At 73.0% G+C, this 2012-nt stretch carries 3 protein-coding genes; 1 reads left to right on the plus strand and 2 read right to left on the minus strand.

The annotated features are described in order from the left end of the window. Positions 1-383 (plus strand): response regulator transcription factor (locus ACYVE7_RS33125; RefSeq protein ID WP_460370413.1); only part of this gene is annotated, 383 nt, incomplete at its 5' end. 63 nt (positions 384-446) lie between these two features. Here ACYVE7_RS33125 and ACYVE7_RS33130 read toward each other — a convergent pair. After that, positions 447-866, minus strand: coding sequence for a protein-tyrosine phosphatase family protein (locus tag ACYVE7_RS33130; protein ID WP_460370415.1), 420 nt, complete (start codon positions 864-866; stop codon positions 447-449). Positions 867-1139: 273 nt separating this feature from the next. Further along, positions 1140-2012, minus strand: an 873-nt coding sequence (locus ACYVE7_RS33135; RefSeq protein ID WP_460370416.1) for an SbcC/MukB-like Walker B domain-containing protein, incomplete at its 5' end; no start/stop codon positions are given.

Genomic DNA, 2012 nt, shown 5'->3' on the forward strand with positions numbered 1-2012 from the left:
AACCGGCCCGCCGCTCGCTCGGCGACACCCGGGTCGCCCAGCTCTGGGGGGAGGGGCGTCGGCTCGGTCAGGACGAGGCGGCGGCGCTCGCGCTGGAGAACACCAAACGCGGGATGCCGGTGCCCGCGCCGCGTCCGGCCGGGCACGACACCGGCGGGCACCGGCTGCCGGCACGTCCCGTCACCCCGCCCAGCACGCTCACCCAGCGGGAACACGAGATCACCCGGCTCGTCGCACGCGGGCTCAGCAACAAGAGCATCGCGGAGGAGCTGGTGATCAGCCCGGCGACGGTGGCCCGGCACATCACGAACATCCTCACCAAGCTCGGCTTCACCTCGCGGGCGCAGATCGCCGCCTGGTCGGTTGACAACGACCGGCCGTGAGGGGAGCGCGAGAAGGCGAGAGCGTGCGGGGGCGCGGGACGAGGGCATCGGCCGAACGCGAACCTAGCCGAACCGGCGGACGAACCTCCGCTGCCAGGGCGTCTCCACGGCGTGCCGGTCGTAGTTGCGCCGCACGTAGGTCACGGCCTTGTCGGCGTCGACCCCGTCGAGCACCGCGAGGCACGCGAGCGCCGTCCCGGTCCTGCCGCGCCCCCCTCCGCACGCGAACTCGACCCGCTCGTCCCCGGCCCGTTCCAGGGCTTCCCGCAGCACGTCCCGGAATCCGTCGCGGTCGGCCGGCAGCCAGAAATCCGGCCACTTGACCCACCGGCTCTCCCACTCCTGCCTCACCGCCTTGCCGACCAGGTAGACCCCGAACTCGGGCTCCTCCCCCCGGCCCAGTCCTTTCCGCAACCCCCGCCCCCGGACCAACCGCCCCGAAGGCAACCGCAACACCCCGACCCCACCCTCAACCCAACTCATCCCCCCACCGTAACGCCCACCCCCCAAAACCCCCTCGATTTCCCACCCCGACCCACCCAGCCCCCCGTCATCCGGCACACCCTCCCCGGCAACCTCACCGTCGCCCCGGCACCCACCGCGCGCCTCTCTCGGAATGACGCGCACCCGCACAGCGTCCCGGCGCCCGCGTGCGCTCCACGGCGGAACGCCCCAACGTCCTCTCGGAGGCTGGCGTGTGTGGTGGTGTCTTGGGGGGTGGGTTGGGTGTCTTGTTGCGGGATGTTCCGAGGTGGATCAGGCGTGGATGGAGAGGTGGGAGCCGGAGCGGGATTTGTGGAGGCGGAGTTGGGTGGGGATGCGGGTGCGGAGCTCGGCGACGTGGCTGACGACGCCGACGGTGCGGCCGCCGTCGCGGAGGGCGTCGAGGACGTCCATGACCTCGTCCAGGGTGTCCTCGTCGAGGGTGCCGAAGCCCTCGTCGACGAAGAGGGTGGAGATCTCGGCGCCGCCGGACTCCGCGGTCACCACGTCGGCCAGGCCCAGGGCGAGGCTGAGGGAGGTGATGAAGGACTCGCCGCCCGAGAGGGTGGCCGGGTCGCGGTCCTGGCCCGTCCAGCCGTCGATGACGCGCAGGCCCAGCCCGCCGGAGTTGCGGCCGCGGTCGGTGGCCGAGCGTTCGACGGTGTGACGGAGCTGGTAGCGGCCCGCCGACATGGTGGCGAGACGTTCGTTCGCGGCCGCCACGACCTGCTCCAGGCGCGCGGCCAGGACATAGGCGGACAGACGCATGTTGTCCTTGTTGTTCGACTGGCCGCTCGCCGTGCCCGCGAGCCGTGCGACGACCGTGTGGGCCTCGGCGACGGGCTCCCAAGCGGCGATCTCGGCGGCGAGCCTGCCGTGCAGCTCGGCCAGCCGGTCGCAGCGCTGCACCGCCCGGTCATGGGCTTGGGAGACACGGGTGTGCTGGGTCTCGGCGGCCGTCAACGCCTGCTGCAGCACGGACATGTCGGGGAGATCGTCGGCCGCGGCCGCGCGGAGTTCGGGGTCGGCGAGCAGATCGCGGACGGCGGCCGCCTCCCCGTCGTGCTCGGCGGCCTGGTCCTGGAGCGCTTTCAGCTCGGCGCCTTCGAGGACCGCCGCGCGGGCGTCCTGCTCGGCGGCGAGCAC

Source organism: Actinocorallia lasiicapitis (assembly GCF_054778695.1).